The sequence below is a fragment of the Myxococcus sp. AM010 genome (assembly GCF_013372585.1).
Taxonomy (GTDB): Bacteria; Myxococcota; Myxococcia; order Myxococcales; family Myxococcaceae; genus Myxococcus; species Myxococcus vastator.
This window is the reverse complement of the sequence record NZ_JABXEO010000026.1, coordinates 32063-50021: the sequence shown is the minus strand read 5'-3', so window position 1 is coordinate 50021 and position 17959 is coordinate 32063. Positions and strand designations below refer to the sequence as shown.

Here is a 17959-nt window from a genome sequence, read left to right as displayed (position 1 = left end):
TCAGTGTGCGTGTAAAGCGGATGTTTTACGGGCCGGAAGCGATGGCGCCGGACTCCAGGCGGAGCAGGTGGTCCGCCACGTCGAAGTACCGGTCGTCGTGGCTGATGACCACCACGGCCTTGCCGGCGGACTTCAGGTCCGGGAGCAGCGCCCGGTAGAAGACCTCCTTGAACAGCGGGTCCTGGTCCGCCGCCCACTCGTCGAAGAGGTACACGGGGCGGTCTTCCAGGAACGCTGTCAGCAGCGCCAGTCGCTTGCGCTGACCCGCGGACAGGTCCGTGGTGGAGAGCGCGCCGTTGGCGTCGATGCGCACCTTGCGCTCCAACTGGAGCCGCGCGAGGTACGCACGGGCCTTGTCCGCCTGTCCCCCCACGGCCAGACCCAGCAGGGAGTCGAAGAGGTGGAAGTCGGAGAACACCGTGGCGAAGTGCTGGCGGTAGCGCTCCCGCTCGTCGTCCGTCACCGGTTGCCCGTCGACGTGGACCGCCCCGGACTCCGGCGAATAGAGGCCGGTGATGAGCTTGGCCAGCGTCGTCTTGCCGCTGCCGTTGCCCCCGACGATGAAGAGGATTTCTCCGGGGCGCAGCGTCAGGTCGATGGGGCCCAGCGTGAAGGGCAGGTCCTCGCCCTCGCGGCGGTAGGCATGCGTGACGCCCACGAGGTCGATGCGGGAAGGCGAAGCGGGAGGCGCGATGGCGACGGGCGTGCCCTCGGTGTCGGCGGGAGGCAGCTCCAGCGCTTCGATGTGGCGGAGCGCCACGGTTCCCGCGCCCAGCATGGGCAGCAGCGTCATGGACGCATCCAGCGGCTGCTGGAGGTAGAGGACGGCGAGCGTGTAGCCCACCAGCGTTGACGCGGACACCGGGGCGATGCCGGGCAGGGCGAACAGCAGCAGCCCGATGAAGAAGAAGAACAGGCTCATGCCCCAGCTCGTCGACAGGGCGTGGAGCGTGGAGACCCGTTGCTGGAGTTGCTTCAGCGTCTCGGCGGTGGGGAACAGCTCCTGGTCGAGGAACGCCGTGCGCCGGCGCTGATGCAGCTTCAGCTCCTTCAGGCCCTGGGTCAGTGAGCGCAGGTCGCGGAAGAACCGGTCATTTGTTTGCCGCGAGTCCTTCAGCAACGCCATGATGTGGCGAAGCGGGAGCAGGTAGCTGACGGCGCCCAGCAGCGCGAAGACGAGCAGCGCCGCGAACACCAGCCGCGACATGACGGCCAGGTACGTCATGCAGCCCAGGATGATGCCGCCGTTGATGAGCAGCGGTGGGATGCACAGCAAGCCCTGGGTGACGGCCTGGATGTCGTCGACGAGGGTGGCCAGCAGCCGGTGGGAGCCCAGCTCTTCCAGCCTCCGCAGCGGTGTCGCGAGGATGCGCTGGCTGAGCTGATCCCGCAGCGCGAACGTGGTGTTCGTCTGGAGCCGCGTCAGCAGCAGCTGCGAGCCGATGCGCGAGCCCAGCATCAGGACGCCGAGCGTGGCGAAGCCGAGGACCGTTCCCCGGGCCGAAGTCGCGCCGCCCTGCGCGAGCACGCCGTTGATGTGCGCGATGAGCCCCGCGCTCGCGGCGCCCGTCAACAGCCCGAAACAGACGGCGAGTGCCACGGAGCCACGGGACCTGCGCAGCAGCAGGATGAGCAGGTTCACGCCGAGAGTTCCTTCCGCGAGGATGAGAACCGGAATGTGGGCGCTCATAGCTTATGCTGCGCCCCCCGCTCTAGCGAAGGTCTTCGGTTTTTCCACTGCTCCGTCCCTTGGAACCTCTCACCATGCGCTCCCACTCGGCCGCGACACTGCTGGAGCTCCTCGAAACGCAGACCCAGTCCCTGGGTGAACGGCCGCTGTACACGTTCCTGGAGGATGGCGGGGACGACGCGGTCCTGAGCTACGCGGGGTTGGACCTGCGAGCCCGGCGCATTGGCGCGGCGCTCCAGGCCCTGACGCGTGCGGGCGAGCGGGCGGTGCTCCTCTACCCACCGGGCCTGGAGTACGTCGCGGGCTTCTTCGGCTGCTTGTATGCCGGGCTGGTCGCCGTCCCGGCCTATCCGCCGGACCCGATGCGGCTGGAGCGGACGTTGCCGCGGCTGCGCGCCATCATTCGCGATGCGCGCGCGAGCGTCGTGCTCACCACCTCCTTCATCCAGGAGATGGGAGCGGGCCTCTTCGAAGGCGCACCTGAGCTCGCCGCGCTCCGCTGGGTGGCCACGGACGCGCTGCCCGAGGGGACCGAGGCGGGGTGGCGCCGCCCGGAGCCGTCCTGGGACACGCTGGCCTTCCTCCAATACACGTCCGGCTCCACGGGGGATCCGAAGGGCGTGCAGCTCAGCCACGGGAACCTGCTGCACAACCTGGGGTTGATCTCCCACGCGTTCCAGGTCCGCTCGGACAGCGTGGGCGTCATCTGGCTGCCGCCGTACCACGACATGGGCCTGATTGGCGGCATCCTCCAGCCGCTCTACGCGGGCTTCCCGGTGGCGCTGATGTCGCCGCTCGCGTTCCTCCGCCGCCCGCGGTTCTGGTTGGAGTCACTGTCCCGCTTCGGTGGCACCATCAGCGGCGGCCCGTGCTTCGCCTTCGACCTGTGCGTGAGGAAGGTGCCTGCCGCGGAGCGCGAGGGCTTGGACTTGCGCCGCTGGGAGCTGGCCTTCTGTGGCGCCGAGCCCATCCGCCCGGAAGTTGTTGCGCGCTTCTCGGAGGCCTTCGCGCCCGTGGGCTTCCAGCGTGAGGCGCTCTATCCCTGCTACGGGCTCGCGGAGGGCACGCTGATCGCCTCGGGTGGGCGCAAGGGCGAAGGGGTCCTCACGCGGACGTGGGATGCCCAGGCGTTGGAGCGGAACGAGGCCCTGGCGGCCGACGACGGCCCTGGTGCGCGCCCGCTGGTGGGGTGTGGCCAGACGCTGCCTGGGCAGACGCTGCTCGTGGTGGACCCGGAGACGCGTCGCGCGTGCCCGCCTGAGCGGGTGGGGGAGATCTGGGTCTCCGGTCCCAGCGTGGCCCAGGGCTACTGGGAGCGGCCCGAGGAGAGCGAAGCGGCGTTCGGAGCGCGACTGGCGGAGTCGGACAGCGGCCCCCGGTTCCTGCGGACGGGAGACCTGGGCCTGCTGAGGGACGGCGAGCTGTTCGTCGTGGGCCGGCGCAAGGACCTCATCATCCTTCGCGGACGCAACCTGCACCCGCAGGACCTGGAGCTGACGCTGGAGCGCAGCCATCCGGCGCTGCGGCCCGGGTGTGGCGCGGCGTTCTCCATCGACGTGGGCGGCGAGGAGCGGCTCGCGGTGATGTACGAGGTGGACTCGCGCAAGCCGTGGACCGCCGAGGACGTGGTGGGCGCCGTCCGCCGTGGCCTCGCGGAGACGCACGAGGTCCAGCTCCACACGCTCGTCCTCATCGAGCCGGGCGCGCTGCCGAAGACGTCCAGTGGGAAGATTCAACGGCGGGCCTGCCGGGCCGAGCTGCTCGCGGGGACGGCTCGGGCGCTGCTGACCTGGAGCGAGTCGGAGGCCGCCGCGCCCCAGGCTGAGGCGCCCGTGTCCGACGTCACCGCGTCCGAGCCGCTCACCGTGGAGGCCCTGGAGACGTGGTTGCTGGCGCGGATCGCCGCGCGGCTTCGCGTCCGTCCGGAGGAGCTGGCGACGGAGGCGCCCATCACGTCCTTCGGCCTGGACTCGCTGGGCGCCGTGGAGCTGGCGAACGACGTCGAGGCCCTGGGCGTGGTCCTCCGCATGGAGGTCCTGCTTCAAGGGCCAACCGTGGGGGAGCTCGCGCGGACCGTCTTCGCGGCCCGTGGGAAGTCCGCTGGCGCCGAGCTGACGAGGGGCGAGGAGGGGGCACCCGCGCCGCTCTCCTCCGCGCAGCAGCGACTGTGGTTGTTCGAGCAGCTGGCGCAGGGAAGCGCCGCGTATCACCTGCCGGCGGCGATGCGGCTCACCGGGGCGCTGGATGATGGGGCGCTGGAGCGCGCCCTCGGCGCCATCGTTCAGCGTCACGCGGCGCTCCGGGCGACGTTCCACGACGAAGATGGCACGCCGTCTCAGGTGACCTCACCGGCGCCGGTGTCATCGCTTCGCCGGGTGGACCTCCGTGACATCCCGGTGGAGGACCGTGAGGAGGCCGCGCTTCGTCTGGCCCACGAGGCCGCGCGGGCACCGTTCGACCTCGCGCGAGGTCCGCTGCTCCGGGCCACGCTGTTTCAATTGGACGCGCAAGCGCACCTGCTCGTCGTGGTGATGCACCACATCGCCTCGGATGGTGCTTCGTTCGCCATCCTGGCCCGGGAGCTGAGCGCGCTGTACGCGGGTGCCGCTGCACTGCCGCCGTTGGCCTTCCAGTATCCCGACTTCGCGCGCTGGCGCCGCGAGGTCGAGGCGGACGGTGCCCTGGCCACGTCGCTCGACTGGTGGAAGGCGCGGCTGGCGGGTGTGCCTGCGGCACTGGAGTTGCCCGCGGACCGGCCTCGGCCCCCCATGCCGACCTATCGCGGTGGCCGCGTGGCGGTGCGGTTTCCGGAGGCGCTGACGGCTCGGCTGGAGGCGCTGGGCCGGAGCGAGCGCGCCACGTTGTTCATGACGTTGCTGGCGGCCTTCAATGCTCTGCTCGCGCGTCATTCGGGGCAGACGGACTTTTGCGTGGGCACCGCCGTCAACGGGCGTGAGCGGACGGGGCTCGAAGGGTTGATGGGGTGCTTCCTCGACCTGGTCGTCTTGCGCGCGTCCGTGTCCGGCTCATCCGGTTTCCGTGAGCTGCTGGGCCAGACGCGGGAAGGCGTGCTGGAGGCCTTTGCCCACCGGGGCGTTCCATTCGAGCGGCTGGTCGACGCCGTCCAGCCCACGAGGGACCCTTCGCGCGCGCCACTGTTCCAGGTGCTGTTCGTGCTCCAGCCGGAGCCCGGCGCGGGGCTGGCGCTGCCCGGCCTGGAGTCTCGCCGCGTGGAGGTGGACCCGGGGGCCACGCCTTACGATTTGACGCTGTCGCTGGCTCGCGGGCCGGAGGGACTGGGCGGGTGGCTCGAGTACGCCACGGACTTGTTCGACGCGGGCACCGCCACGCGACTGGTGGCGCGGCTGGGCGTGCTGCTGGAGTCCGTTGTTGCGGACCCCGACCAGCGTCTCTCCATGCTCCCGGTGTTGCCTGCGGCGGAGCAGCGGCAGGTGCTGGTCGACTGGAATGACACGCGGGTGGAGTTCCCGGAGACGTGCATCCATGCGCTCATCGAGTCGCAGGCGCAGCGCACGCCGGCCGCTGTTGCCGTGGTGTGTGGTGACGAGGTCCTCACGTACCGTGAGCTGGACCGGCGAGCCAACGCCGTGGCGTGGCGGCTGCGTGAGCAGGGCGTTGGACCCGAGTGCATCGTGGGGCTCTGCGCCGACCGCTCCGCGGACCTGGTCGTGGGGTTGCTTGGCATCTTCAAGGCGGGCGGAGCGTATCTGCCGCTGGACCCATCGTATCCCGAGGCTCGGCTCGCGCTGATGCTGGAGGACTCCGGCGCCTCGGTGGTGCTCGCGCACCGGCATCTGGCGGGCGCGCTTCCGTTCGGCGACAGGTCCGTGGTTCCGCTGGAGGTGCCCGGCGAGGCGGACGCCGCGCCACCGGGAGCCGTGGGGCCTGACAACCTGGCCTACGTCCTCTACACCTCGGGCTCCACTGGCAAGCCCAAGGGCGTGCTGATTCCACACCGCAACGTCGTCAGCTTCTTCACGGGCATGGACGCGCGCGTGGGGACCGAGCCGGGGACATGGCTCGCTGTGACGAGCGTCTCCTTCGACATCTCCGTGTTGGAGTTGCTCTGGACGCTGGCGCGCGGCTTCAAGGTCGCAGTGCAGGGCGAGCAGGGGGCCTTGGGTGCCGCGCCGCGCCGGGCGACCCGGGCGCGCCAGAAGCCCCTGGGCTTCAGCCTCTTCTACTTCGCCGCGGATGAGGGGGCTCCAGGCGCCGAGCGTTACCGGCTGTTGCTGGAGGGTGCGCGGTTCGCGGACCGCCATGGCTTCCAGGCGGTGTGGACACCGGAGCGCCACCTTCATGCCTTCGGTGGGCTCTATCCCAATCCGTCCGTGACGAGCGCCGCCATCGCCGCCATCACCGAGCGCGTGGCCATCCGCGCCGGCAGCGTCGTGCTGCCACTGCACCACCCCGTGCGCGTGGCGGAGGAGTGGTCGCTCGTCGACAACCTGTCGAAGGGCCGGGTCGGCATCTCCGTGGCGGCGGGCTGGCACGCGGATGACTTCGTCCTCGCGCCGGAGCGGTACGCGGAGCGCCGTGAGCTGGCGCGGCGGGACCTGGACACGTTGCGGCGGCTCTGGCGCGGTGAGGCGCTGTCATTCCCCAATGGCGCGGGGACGCCCATCGACGTTCGCATCCGCCCGGGCCCCGTGCAGCGCGAGCTGCCGGTGTGGCTGACCGCCGCTGGCAATCCGGACACGTTTCGCGAGGCGGGCCGGCTGGGCGCGGGCGTCCTGACGCACCTCCTGGGGCAGCGTTGGGAGGAGCTGGAAGCACGCATCGCGCTCTACCGCGAGGCCTGGCGGGAGGCGGGCCACGAGGGCGAGGGCCACGTGACGCTGATGCTCCACACGTTCGTGGGGCACGACGTGGAGCGCGTGCGCGAGCTGGTCGAGGCGCCGCTGCGCCGCTACCTGAGCGACTCCGCGGACCTGATGCGCGGCCTGGGCCGGACGTTGGGCGTGGACCTGGACCCCGCATCGGTTCGTCCGGAGGACCTGGACGCGCTCGTGGGACGCGCCTTCGGGCGCTTCTTCGAAGGGGCGGGGCTCTTCGGGACGCCGCGCACCTGCCGGGAGCAGGTGGCTCGCATCGAGACGCTGGGCGTGGATGAGGTCGCGTGCCTCATCGACTTCGGCGTGGACGCGGATGCCGTGCTCGCCAGCCTGCCGGCGCTGGATGCCGTGCGGCAGCGCTGCGAGCGCGACTTCCGGCTTCAGGCACAGGAGGAAAGCACCGTCCCCGCGCAGCTCCGCCGGCACGGCGTCACGCACCTGCAATGCACGCCCTCCCTGGCGCAGGCGCTGCTCCTGGAGCCCGGCGCGGCCGGGGCGCTCGCGGGACTGGAGCGGTTGCTCGTCGGCGGTGAGGCGCTGTCCGCGGAGCTGGCGGCGCGGCTGCGAGACACCGTGGGCGGCGCGCTGCTCAACATGTACGGCCCCACGGAGACCACCATCTGGTCCTCGTCGCACGCCGTGGATGGTTCGCCAGGGCCGGTGCCCATTGGCGCGCCCATCGCGAACACGTCGCTGTACGTGCTGGACGCGGCGCTGCGTCCCCTGCCCGTGGGCGTGCCCGGTGAGCTCTACATCGGTGGCACAGGTGTCGCGCGGGGCTACCACGCGCGGCTGGAGCTGACCGCCGAGCGTTTCCTCCCGGACCCGGTGTCCGCCGACGCCGGCGCGCGGATGTACCGAACGGGCGACCGGGCACGGTGGCGCGCGGATGGAACGGTGGAGTTCCTGGGCCGGATGGACCACCAGCTCAAGGTCCGTGGCTTCCGGGTGGAGCCTGGCGAAGTCGAGTCCGTGTTGGCGCGGCACTCCGACGTGGCGCAGGCGGTGGTCGTGGCGTGGGAGGAGGCTGCTGGAGGCGCGCGCCTGGTCGCGTACGTCGTCGCGCGGCCGGGCACGGCGCCTTCGGTGGAGGCGCTGCTGGCCTTCTCCAGGCGCTCCCTGCCGGAGCACATGGTGCCTTCGGCGTTCGTGTCACTCGATGCGCTCCCGCTGACGCCCAACGGGAAGGTGGACCGGAAGGCGTTGCCCGCGCCAGAGGGTGTCCGTGACGTCGCTCGGGAGTATGTGGCGCCTCGGACGGAGACCGAGCGCCGCCTGGCCGAGCTGTGGGCCTCGCTGCTGGGCGTGGAGCGGGTGGGCGCGGAGGACGACTTCTTCGCGCTGGGTGGGCACTCGTTGCTGGCCACGCGCGCAGCCTCTCGGATTCGTGAGGCGTTCGGGGTGGACCTGCCCCTGCGTGAGCTGTTCGAGTCGTCCTCGCCGGCGGCCTTGGGTGCGCGCATCGATGCGCGTCTCGTGGGGGCGTCCGGTGTGCCTCCGTTGGTGGCTCGGTCTCATGAAGGGGCGCTGCCGCTGTCCTTCGCGCAGCAGCGGCTCTGGTTCCTGGAGCAGCTCGAGCCCGGCGGCGCCGCGTACAACGATGCGGTGGCCGTCCGTGTGGAGGGGGCGCTGGAGGTGGCGTTGCTGGAGCGCTCTCTGCGAGAGGTGGTCCGGCGGCACGAAGTCCTCCGCGCCACCTTCCACGATGAAGACGGGACGCCTTCCTGGCGCATCCACCCCGAGGCCCGGCTCGCGCTGGACCGGGTGGACCTGACCGCGCTGTCAGGGGCTGCGCAGGAGGAGGCCCTGTCGCTGCGGTTGGCGGAGGAGTCGCTGCGGGCGTTCGACCTCGGCTCGGGGCCGCCGCTTCGCGCCACGCTGCTTCAGCTCAGCGCGCGTGAGCACGTGCTCTTGTTGGTGCTGCACCACCTGGTGACGGATGGCGCGTCCATGGGCGTGCTCGTGCTCGAGGTGGCGGCGCTCTATCGGGCCAACTCTCAGGGCAAGGGGTCGCCGCTGTTGGAGCTGCCGCTCCAGTACGTGGACTACGCGGCGTGGCAACGCGACTGGCTGCGCGGCGAGGCGCTGGAGGCGCAGCTCGCGTACTGGCGGACCCGGCTGGAAGGGGCACCTCGGGCGCTGGACCTGCCCACGGACCGGCCTCGACCGGCCGTGCGGAGCAGCCGTGGCGTGAGTCGAAGCGTGCTCCTGGGCTCGGAGCTGTCGCGCGCGCTGAAGGCGCTGGCCCAGCGCGAGGGCGCCACGCCCTTCATGGTGTTGCTGGCGGGCTTCTCAGCGCTGCTGTCCCGTCATGGCGGACAGGAGGACCTGTGCGTCGGAACGCCGGTGGAGGGCCGTGACCGGACCGAGCTGGAAGGGCTCATCGGCTGCTTCGTCAACACGCTGGTCCTCCGCGTGTCGCTGGCGGGCGCGCCGTCCTTTCGGGAGTTGATTGGCCGGGCGCGGGAGACCGTGCTGGGAGCCTTCGCGCACCAGGATGCGCCCTTCGAGGAGCTGGTGAAGGCGCTCCAGCCCGAGCGAGACCTGGGCCGCAGCCCGCTCTTCCAGGCCATGCTCGTGATGCAGGAGGACCCGCTGCCGGAGTTGGTGATTCCCGGGCTCCGGCTGAACGTCCAACCCCAGCCGAGCCTCACGGCGAAGTTCGACCTGCGACTCATCATCACGGACACGGTGGAGGGCTTCTCCGCGAACCTGGAGCTGAGCGCCGACCTGTTCGCGCCGGACACCGCGGCCCGCCTGCTGGAGCACCTGCGCGTCCTGCTGGAGGCGGGCGTCCGTGAGCCGGAGCAGCGGGTGCACGCGCTCCCTATGATGACCTCGGCGGAGCGGCACCGGGTCCTGGTGGCGTGGAATGACACGGACCACCCGCGGCCGGGCATGAGCGTCCTGCACCGGCTCATCGAAGCGCAGGTGGACCGCACACCGGATGCGGTGGCGCTGAGCTTCGAGGGCGACACCCTGACGTACCGTCAGTTGGACGGGCGCGCGAATCAGCTCGCGCGCTACCTGCGGACCCGAGGCGTGGGGCCGGACACGCGGGTGGCGCTGTGCGTGGAGCGTTCGCTGGAGCTGGTGGTGGGGCTGCTCGGCGTGCTCAAGGCGGGGGGCGCCTACGTGCCGCTCGACCCGGAGTATCCCCGCGAGCGGCTGGAGTACATGCTCGCGGACGCCGCGGCGCCGGTGCTGCTCACGCAGGCACGGTTGTCGGAGCGCCTGCCTCGGGGCGATGCCACCGTGGTGTGCCTGGACTCGGAGTGGGGCGCGGTGGCACGCGAGCGCGAGGAGCGTCTCGCCGTGGCCGTGGAGGGGAGCGGGCTGGCGTACGTCATCTACACCTCGGGCTCCACGGGGCGGCCCAAGGGGGCGATGAACACGCATGACGCCATCTGCAACCGGCTCCTGTGGATGCAGGAGGCCTACGGGCTCGATGCGAGTGACCGCGTCCTCCAGAAGACGCCGTTCAGCTTCGACGTCTCCGTGTGGGAGTTCTTCTGGCCGCTGCTGGCGGGCGCGCGGCTGGTGATGGCGCGGCCCGGTGGACACCGGGAGCCCGCGTACCTGACGGACACCATCGCGCACGAGCGCATCACCACGTTGCACTTCGTGCCGTCCATGCTCCGGCCGTTCCTGGAGGAGCCGGAGCTGGCGGTGTCCTGCGCCAGCCTGCGACGGGTGTTCTGCAGTGGCGAGGCCCTGCCTCCCGAGCTGCGGGACCGCTTCTTCTCGTGCCTGCCCGCCGAGCTTCACAACCTCTACGGCCCGACGGAGGCCGCGGTGGACGTGACGGCGTGGGCCTGCTCGCGCGAGGACCGTGGGCCCGTCGTGCCCATCGGGCGTCCCATCGCCAACGCGCGGATGTACGTGCTGGATGCGCGGCTGCGTCCCGTGCCGACGGGCGTTCCGGGTGAGCTGTACATCGGGGGGCACCGCTGGCGCGTGGCTACTGGCAGCGGCCGGAACTGACCGCGGAGCGCTTCCTCCCGGACGCCTTCGCGGCGCAGCCGGGGGCGCGGATGTACCGGACGGGCGATCAGGCCCGCTTCCTGGCGAATGGCGCCATCGAATACCTGGGCCGCCTCGATGACCAGGTGAAGGTGCGGGGCTTCCGCATCGAGCTGGGTGAGATTGAAGCCGTGCTGTCCCTGCACCCCGGCGTGCGTGCGGCGGCGGTGGCGATTCGAGAGGACGTCCCGGGAGACCGCCGGCTCGTGGCGTATGTGGTCGCGTCTTCTGAAGACGTGGCAACGGAGCTGCGGGCCTTCCTCGGTGAGCGACTGCCCGAGCACATGGTGCCGTCGGCCTTCGTCACGTTGGACGCGCTCCCGCTGTCGCCCAGCGGGAAGCTCGACCGCCGTAGCCTCCCCGCGCCGGCGCGGGCCATGCAGGGGAGCGGCGCGGCCTACGTCGAGCCCCGTAACGCGCTGGAGCTTCAGCTCGCGCGCCTCTGGGCGGGCGTCTTGGGCGTCGAGCGGGTGGGCGCCGAGGACCGCTTCTTCGAGCTGGGCGGCGACTCCATCCTCGCGCTTCAGGTGATTGCGCGGGCACGGCAGGTGGGCATCCACCTCACGGCGCGGCAGCTCTTCCAGCATCCGACGGTGGCGGGGTTGGCCCAGGTGGCGACGAGCCGTCGTCGCCTGGGGGACCAGGGCCCCGTCGTCGGGCCCGTGCCGCTGACGCCCATCCAGCGCTGGTTCGTCGAGCGCGAGCTCCCCGAGGCGCATCACTTCAACCAGGCGTTGATGTTGGAGCCCCGTGAGCGCCTGGAGCCGGAGGTGCTGGCTCGTGCACTGCGGGCCCTCGTGGACCATCACGATGCGCTCCGGCTGCGGCTGTCGCGGAGCGAGACGGGGTGGGCGCAGTCGTGCGCGGAGCCAGGGCGCGATGTGCCACTGCGGCTCGTGGACCTGTCCGGAGTGGAGGTCTCCGCGCAGGCAGAGGCGATGGAGCGCACCGCCACGGAGGCACAGGCGGGGGTGGACCTGAGCGCGGGGGGCCTCCTTCGCGCGGTGTTGTTCGACCGGGGGCCGGACCGGACAGGGCGGCTGCTGCTGGTCATCCACCACCTCGCGGTGGACGGCGTCTCCTGGCGCGTGCTGTTGGAGGACCTGGAGACCGCGCATCGGCAGCTTGCCCGCGGTGAGCCCGTGGCGCTCCCCGCGAAGACGACGTCGTTCCAGGCCTGGGCACAACGGCTGGAGGCGCATGCGGCCTCGGACGTGCTCGCGGAGGAAGGGGCCTACTGGCGGGACGTGCTGAGCGCGAAGGTGGCTGTGCTTCCTCGGGATGTTCCGGGTGGGGTGAACTCGCAGGGCTCGGAGCGCGTCGTCACGGTGGTGCTGGATGCCGACGTGACGCACTCGCTGCTTCATGCATCGGCGGTCGGGCCCCAGCCGGGCTTCGAGGACGTGCTCCTCTCCGGTGTTGCGAGCGCGCTGGCCCACTGGAGTGGCGAGCGCCGGCTGCGCATCGACCTGGAGGCCCACGGGCGCGACGAGCTGTTCGACGACGTGGACCTCTCACGCACGGTGGGGTGGTTCACCGCGTTGTTCCCCGTGCGTCTGGAGCTGCCAGAGGGGATGGCGTCCGCCTCCGTGCTCGCGTCGGTTCGCGCGGCACGGGAGCACCGGAAGGGCAGGGGCCTTGGATATGGCCTGCTGCGCGACCTCCATTCCGAGGCCGGTGCTTCGTCCGAGGTCCTCTTCAATTACCTGGGGCAGCTCGACTCGGGGGCGCGGGGCTCGGCGCTGTTCACGCTGGCGCCGGAATCCACGGGCGCATCGCAGGGGACGCAGGGGCTCCGGAGCCATGTGTTGGAGGTGGTGGCTCGCGTCGTTGGCGGGCGCCTGGAGTTCGCCTGGCACTACAGCGAGGCGCTCCATACGCGCGAGCGTATCGAAGCCCTGGCGCGTCGCTGCGTCGAGACGCTGGTGGAGCTCGCGGGCGCAACGGAGGAGCGTCATCCGCTCTCACCCCTCCAGCATGGACTGTTGTTCCAGGTGCTGCTGGAGCCCGGCACCGACGCGTACTTCGAGCAGCGAAGCTGGACGCTCGCCGGTCCGCTGAATTCCGGGGCGCTCCGGCGAGCATGGGAGGCGGTGTCCGAGCGGCATGGCTCACTGCGCACGTCGTTCCTCTGGGAAGGGTTGGAGGAGCCTGTCCAGGTGGTCCATGCACGGGCGACCCCCGCGTGGAGCGAGTTCGATTGGCGCGGGAGCTCGTCGGACGAACAGCGCGAGTCCCTGGCCGCGTTCCTGCGTGAGGACAGGGCGCAGGGCTTTGTCCTGTCGAAGGCGCCGCTGCTGCGGTTGGCGCTGATTCGGCTGGAGGACCAGGCCTGGCGGTTCGTCTGGAGCTTCCACCACCTGCTGCTTGACGGGTGGAGCCTGGCGCGGGTCCTTGGCGAGGTGCTCGAGGCCTACGCGGCGATTTCAGCGGGGGACGTCTGGCAACCGCCCGCCGCGATGGATTTTCGCACCTACGTCGAATGGCTGGACCGCCGCCGGCCCGAGCAGGACGAAGCCTTCTGGCGGGAGCAGCTCACGGGCATCGAAGCGCCGACGCCATTGCCCGCGGAGGGAGGCTCCACTGCGCGTAACGACCCAGGAGAGCACGCGCTGGAATTGGGCGAGCCCGACACCGCTGCGCTCCAGGAGTTCGCACGCCGCCACGGCCTGACAACGAGCACCCTGGTCCACGGCGCGTGGGCGTTGCTGTTGTCCCGTTACGGGGGCGGGCAGGACGTCATGTTCGGGACGACGCTCGCGGGCCGTCCGCCGGAGCTGCCGGGCATCGAGGAAGCCGTCGGGCTGTTCATCCACTCGCTCCCTGTTCGCGCCCGTATCCAGCACGGCGCCGGGGTGCTGCCCTGGCTGCGCGAGCTTCAGTCGTTGCTGGTGGAGCTGGGGCAACGGGAGCACGTCCCGCTCACCCGGCTTCAAGGGTGGAGCGACATCCCCCGAGGCACGCCGCTCTTCGAGAGCCTCCTCGTGTTCGAGAACTATCCGGTGGATGCGGCGCTCGCGCGCGGCGCGGCCGGGTTGGAGCTGCGGGACTTCACGGCCTTCGAGCGCACGCACTATCCGCTGACCGCGGTGGTGGTGCCGGGGCGCTCCTTGCGGCTGAAGCTGCTGTACCGGCAGGAGCGCATCGCGAAGGCCGCCGCCGAGCAGTTGCTGACGCACTGGCGCGGCCTGCTTCATGCACTGTGGCAGCGTCCTGAGCAGCGGCTGGGCGACGTGTCCCTGCTGTCGGAGGCCGAGCGGCGCCGCGTGCTGGTGGAGTGGAACGCCACCGCGACCGCGTACCCCCGCGAAGCCACGGTGCATTCGCTGTTCGAGTCTCAGGCCGCGCGGACGCCAGCCGCCGTGGCGGTGCGGTATGGCGGCACGACGCTGACGTACGCCGAGCTGAACGCGCGGGCGAACCAGGTGGCGCACCGGCTGGGGGTGTTGGGAGTCCGGAGAGGGGCGCACGTGGGCCTCTGCGTGGAGCGCTCCGCCGAGCTCGTTGTCGGGATGCTGGGCATCCTCAAGTCAGGGGCGGCCTATGTGCCCCTGGACCCGGCTTACCCGCGCGAGCGGCTCGCATGGATGCTCGCGGATGCGGGGGCGCTGGTCCTGCTGACGCAGGAGCGGCTGCGGGGCGCGGTGCCTTCAGAGGGCGTGAGTGTCCTCACGGTGGAGGAGGTCTCGGCGCAAGGGGACGTCGTTGAAACGGCGGCGCCTGGCTCCGACGTCAGCGCGGCGGATGCCGCCTACGTCATCTACACCTCCGGCTCCACGGGAACTCCCAAGGGCGTCTGCGTCTCGCATCAGTCCGTGGTCCGGCTGGTGGTGGAGACGGACTTCATCCGCGTGGTGCCCGAGGACCGCGTGGCGCAGGCGTCCAACGCCTCGTTCGACGCGGCGACGTTCGAAGTCTGGGGTGCGCTCCTCAACGGTGCCCGAGTGGTTGGCGTGGACCGGGAGACGGCGCTCTCTCCGCGTGCCTTCGCGGCCTGGCTGAGGGAGGAGGGCATTCGTGTCCTCTTCCTCACCACGGCCTGGTTCAACCAGGTGGCCGCGGAGGTGCCGGACGCCTTCCGAGGGTTGCGACAACTGCACTTCGGAGGCGAGGCCGTGGACCCGAGGCCCGTCCGCTGGGTCCTTCGTGAGGGTGCGCCCGAGCGGCTGCTGCACGTCTATGGCCCCACGGAGAACACGACCTTCTCCACGTGGCACCTCGTCACGGACGTGCCCGAGGGCGCCGTGTCGATTCCCATCGGAAAGCCGCTGGCGAACACGGTTCAGTACGTGCTCGACGAGGCCATGGCGCCTGTGCCGCCAGGAGGCGTGGGGGAGCTGTGGCTCGGTGGCGACGGACTCGCGTGGGGCTATCTGGGACGGCCCGCGCTGACGGCGGAGCGCTTCGTCCCAAACCCGTTCAGCGAGCGTCCCGGGACGCGGCTCTACCGGACGGGGGACCGGGTCCGCTTGTTGGCGGATGGCGCGGTGACGTTCGAGGGCCGCGTGGACACGCAGGTGAAGGTGCGTGGCTTCCGCGTGGAGCCGGGCGAGGTCGAGGCCGCGCTGCTGCGCCACCCGGACGTCCGGCAAGCCGTGGTGCTGGCGCGAGAGGATGAAGCAGGGGGATCGCGGCGCCTGGTGGCCTACGTCGTTCCGGCCGCCGCGACGCCCACGCCTCCGCTCCTGCGGACCTTCCTCTCCGAGCACTTGCCGGCGTACATGGTGCCTGCCGTCTTCATGGTGCTGGAGCGCCTGCCGCTGACGCCCAACGGCAAGGTGGACCGGCGCGCGCTGCCCGCGCCCACCGTCGACTCGGAGGCCATCGCGCCGAGAGGCCCCGAGGAGGAGTTGCTCGCGCGGCTCTTTGGCGAGCTGCTCGGCGTCTCCCGTGTGGGAGCCTCCGACAGCTTCTTTGATTTGGGAGGCCACTCCCTGCTGGCCACGCGGGTCGTCACGCGGATTCACGCGACCTTTGGCGTCGCCTTGTCGCTGCGGGACCTCTTCGACGGCCCGACCGTGGCGAGGCTGGCCGAGCGCATCCGCGAAGCCCGTCAGTCACCCGGCTCTGCGCGCCCACCGCCCATCGTCCCCGTGTCCCGGGCCAACCCCCTGCCGCTGTCGGCGATGCAGGAGCGACTGTGGCTGCTGGAGCAGCTCCAGCCGGGCACGGCCCTCTACAACGTCCCCTGGGCCGCACGGCTCACTGGGCCGCTGGACGTGCCTGCCCTGGAGCGGGCACTGGCGGGGCTGTTCCTGCGTCACGAAGCCCTGAGAACCACCTTCTCCAGCGACGCGGGAGCGCCCTTCCAGGTCATCCATCCGAGCGCCAACGTGGCGCTCCCCGTGGTCGACCTTGGGGGGCTTCCGGAGGCGGAACGGGAAGCGCAGGCCGTGAACGTCGCGTCAGAAGAGGCTCGCCGCCCGTTCGACCTGGTGAATGGGCCGCTGTGCCGGGCCTTGCTGATCCGCACGGCCGCTGATGAGCACCTGCTGGTCCTCACGCTGCACCACATCGTCTCGGACGGGTGGTCTCTGGGCGTGGCCGTGCGGGAGCTGTCGGCGCTCTACGACGCGGAGCTGCGGGGCCGACCTTGTTCGCTGCCAGCGACCACGATTCAGCCAGCGGACCATGCGGTGTGGCAGCGCCAGTGGCTCCAGGGGGAGGCGCTCTCCGCGCAGGTCGGTTACTGGAGGAGGCAGCTCGCCGGAGCGCCGCCCGTCCTGGAGCTCCCCAAGGACTTCCCCCGGCCGAGCTTGCAGCGCTTCCGGGGTGACACGCTGGCGGTGCGCTTCCCCGCCGAGCTGTCGGAGGCGTTCCGCGGGCTCTGCATCCGCGAAGGCGTCACGCCCTTCATGGGCCTGCTGGCGGCGTTCCAGCTCCTGCTGTCGCGGGTGTCGGGCCAGGAGGACGTGTGCGTGGGCTCGCCCATCGCGGGTCGGCAGCAGCCCGGGCTGGAGAACCTGATTGGCTTCTTCGTCAACACGCTGGTGCTCCGCGCGCACCTGCCGCGCTCGCGCTCCTTCCGTGAGCTCCTGCGCCAGGTGCGGGAGACGACGCTGGACGCTTACGCCCACCAGGACGTGCCGTTCGAGAAGCTGGTGGAGGCGCTGCAACCGCCTCGGAGCCTGAGCCACGCGCCCCTGGTGCAGGTGGTGCTCGCGCTCCATGAAGCCACGCGCCAGGACGCGGCGCCGGAGGGGCTGGCCCTGCGCCCCGTGGAGCTGGGCTCGGGGACGGCGAAGTTCGACCTCACGTTGTCCCTGACGGACGCACCGGAGGGGTTCACCGGAGCCCTGGAGTACGACGCGGACCTCTTCACGCGGGAGACGGCTACGCGGCTGATGAAGGGGCTCCGGGTGTTGCTGGAGAGCGCGGTGGCGGACGTCGGCCAGCGCCTGGGCGAGCTGCCGATGATGGACCCGGCGGAGCGTCAGCGCCTGCTCGTGGCGTGGAACGACACCGCGGTGGAGTACCCCCGAGAGGCGTGCCTCGCGGAGCTCTTCGAGGCCCAGGCGGCCCGCTCGCCGGACGCGGTCGCGGTGGTGTGCGAGGAGGCTCGGCTCACCTACGCGGAGCTGGACCGGCGGGCGAACCAGCTCGCGTCGTACCTGCGCAAGCGTGGCGTGGGGCCAGGGACTCCGGTGGGCCTGTGCGTCCCACGTTCGCTCGACCTGGTGGTGGGGATGCTCGGAATCCTCAAGGCCGGTGGCGCCTACGTGCCGTTGGACCCCACGTACCCCCGCGAGCGCCTGGCCTTCATGGTGGAGGACACGCGCCTTGCCGTGGTGCTGGCGCAGCAGTCGGTGGCGGCCTTGCTGCCTTCGGGGTGCGCGGACGTGGTGCTCCTGGACTCCGCCTGGGATGAGGTGGCGCGTGAGCCCGAGTCCTCGCCTCGCGTGACGGTGCCGGCGGAGTCGCTGGCGTATGTCATGTACACGTCGGGCTCCACGGGGCGGCCCAAGGGCGTCTGCGTGCCGCAGCGCGCGGTGGCCCGGCTGGTGCTGGGCTCCCGCTTCGCGCGTTGGGGCGCGGATGAAGTCTTCCTCCAACTGGCGCCCATCTGCTTCGACGCCGCCACCTTCGAGCTGTGGGGCGCGCTGCTGCACGGCGCGAAGCTGGTCCTCTTCCCACCGCGGCCGCCCACGGTGGACACGCTCAAGGACGTCCTGGCGCGGCACGGTGTCACCACGTTGTGGCTCACGGCCGCGCTCTTCGAGGCGCTCTCCGCCGCGAGGCCGGATGCGCTGGATGGCGTGCGGCAGCTCCTGGTGGGTGGTGACGTGCTCCCGCCGGCCGCGGTGCGGGAGCGGCTCGGACGTGGAGGCCTCCTGGTCAACGGGTATGGGCCCACCGAGGGCACCACCTTCACCTGCTGCCATGTGATGGA

Annotated in this window: 1 protein-coding gene and 1 pseudogene (1 of these 2 only partly in view); one reads left to right on the top strand and one right to left on the bottom strand. The window is 71.2% G+C overall.

Features of this window, described 5'->3' with window-relative positions:
* Positions 1-25: 25 nt before the first annotated feature.
* On the bottom strand, positions 26-1642 hold the full coding sequence (locus tag HV826_RS14860) for a cyclic peptide export ABC transporter (protein ID WP_176417664.1): 1617 nt from the start codon (positions 1640-1642) through the stop codon (positions 26-28).
* Between the two features lie 122 nt (positions 1643-1764).
* Here HV826_RS14860 and HV826_RS38265 point away from each other — a divergent pair.
* A pseudogene (locus tag HV826_RS38265) lies at positions 1765-17959 on the top strand (non-ribosomal peptide synthase/polyketide synthase) (it continues 949 nt past the right edge of the window).